We start from the raw sequence: 1,989 nt of genomic DNA on the forward strand, positions 1-1,989 counted from the left end.
CGGGTTGATTTGTCGCACCCATTGTCTCCACATCGTCATTGCGAGCCACCGGGTCGGCGCGGTAGCGCCGACCCGGTGGCTCGCAATGACGGATAGCTCATGCCGAGGTATTGCCCTCCACGAGCGCGGCGATCGCAGCCTCGATCGACACCGAGCCTTTGCAGGCATTGGCACCTTTGTCGGCAAAATCGATCCAACCCTGGTTGAAGCCGTCGATCATCTGCATTCTCGGCAGGGGGTTATGCATGCCCTGCTCCCGAAAGATCGCCTCCCATTGTTCGCGCGGCACGGCTTCAGCCCTGACTGGCTTGCCGAGCGCCCTGGAGAACGCCGCTGCGATAGCTGCGGGGCTGACGCGCTCTGCAGCTTCGAGCTCGACGATGCGAGTGCCGCTCCACTGCTGCTGCAACAGATCGGCGATGGCGTTACCGATATCGGCGGTGGCGATCATCGGCACCGCACGATCGAGCGGTTGCAGATAGCTTCTGATGACGCCGTGATCCCGGGCTGAGGCGAGATCGATTGCCGCATTCTCCATGAACGGCGCGAAGGAAGGTCACCGGCATGGCGAGCGTCGACAGCGCGCGTTCGAGCAGGCCGAGCTGGCTGAGCAGGTTCGACCGCTCGGCATCGGCGCCGATCGTCGAGAGCGCCACCACGCGTTTGGGCGCGCCGCGTGTCAGCGCCGCGCGCAGCGTATCGATCATCGCTCTAGCCTCGCGCCAATCGGGCGAGGGATCGAACAGCGGCGGCAGCATCACAAACGCGGCTTCCGCGCCCTCGAAGGCGCGGCCGAGTGCTTCGGCATCATCGAGATCGGCGATCGCGACCTCGCAGCCCTGCGCGGCCCAGCTCTCGCCCTTGGCGCGATGCCGCACGACGACGCGCGGTCGCTTGCCTTGTGCGAGCAGGGCGCGAGCGGTGGCCCCGCCGACTTTTCCCGTGACTCCCATGACGGTGTACATGTCTCTCTCCTTTTGCCTGATATGAGCGCCGCCGGCCGAGCGACCCGTTGGCTTCACCCGGGCTACGTGGTTGCATGGAGGCGGCTACCAGGGCAGCCTGTCGCCGTGTCGATTGATGAACTTCAGGCCGGGCTTGCCGGCGCGGGCTTCTACTGCGGTTACGACCGGCGTGGTGCTTTCGTCGATCGAGAGTATTGCTTCGCTGCCGCCCATTTCGGTCCGCACCCATCCCGGTGCGATCAAGAGCATCGCGCGCGGGTCACCGGAATGCCGCTGGCTGAAGCACTTCATCAGCATGTTGAGCGCGGCCTTGCTCGCGCTGTAGAGCTCCCAGAAGCCGCGATTGGCGGCGATGCTGCCGAGTTCGGACGACATCACCGCGATGATGCCGCGCGGCGGCACCTGGTCCTCGAAGGTCTCGACCACGCGCATCGGCGACAGCGCGTTGGTCACCATCATGGCGACGAAGTCCTCGACATCAGCATCGATCGGCGTGTTCTCGCGCGCGAGGCAGATGCCTGCATTGACGAGCAAGGTGTCGATGATGCGACTCCCGAGGCGCCCCTTCAGCGCCTTGATGGAGGCCGGATCGGTGGTGTCGACGGTTTCGATCTCGAGGCTTACGGGAAAGCGCACGGCAAGATCGTCCAGCGCTTTCGACGGGGTACGCACCGTGGCGGTCACCTGGTAGTCGCGGCCGCAATATTGCCCGACCAGCGCAAGACCAAGTCCGCGGGAGGCGCCGATGATGAGAACGGTTTTCCTGGTTGCCAAAAGAGAGGTCCTTTCCGAGATCGTTTGATCCGACGGGATGGACTCTTTCACCTCGACACTGATGATCCCAGTGCGGATATGTCAGATGACTGGTGACCGAAAATCAGCAAAGGGCTGCCTCCCTCTCCCCGTTCTTACGGGGCCGAGACGAGCAGAGCTCGCTCTGAGAGGGTTGGGGTGAGGGGCTCTCTCCGCGAACACGGTGACAGACGGACTCGCGGAAGCTCCCCCTCACCCGAAATTCAAGCTT

General features: G+C 64.1%; 3 protein-coding genes. All 3 read right to left on the bottom strand.

Translation table 11 applies throughout. The features are described from left to right. Nucleotides 1–97: 97 nt before the first annotated feature. A complete protein-coding gene (locus tag CWO89_RS49330) occupies nt 98–451 on the bottom strand; it encodes a Rossmann-fold NAD(P)-binding domain-containing protein (RefSeq protein WP_349644944.1) in 354 nt (117 codons plus the stop codon). After that, nucleotides 426–965: an NAD(P)H-binding protein gene (locus tag CWO89_RS49335; RefSeq protein WP_349644945.1), complete on the bottom strand. Its 540-nt coding sequence runs from the start codon at nt 963–965 to the stop codon at nt 426–428. Before CWO89_RS49335 ends, CWO89_RS49330 begins: the two co-directional genes overlap by 26 nt. Nucleotides 966–1,049: 84 nt before the next feature. Next, nucleotides 1,050–1,739: an SDR family NAD(P)-dependent oxidoreductase gene (locus CWO89_RS43650; RefSeq protein ID WP_130584326.1), complete on the bottom strand. Its 690-nt coding sequence runs from the start codon at nt 1,737–1,739 to the stop codon at nt 1,050–1,052. Between the last annotated feature and the right edge of the window lie 250 nt (nt 1,740–1,989).

The sequence above is a fragment of the Bradyrhizobium sp. Leo170 genome (assembly GCF_004296405.1).
Taxonomy (GTDB): Bacteria; Pseudomonadota; Alphaproteobacteria; order Rhizobiales; family Xanthobacteraceae; genus Bradyrhizobium.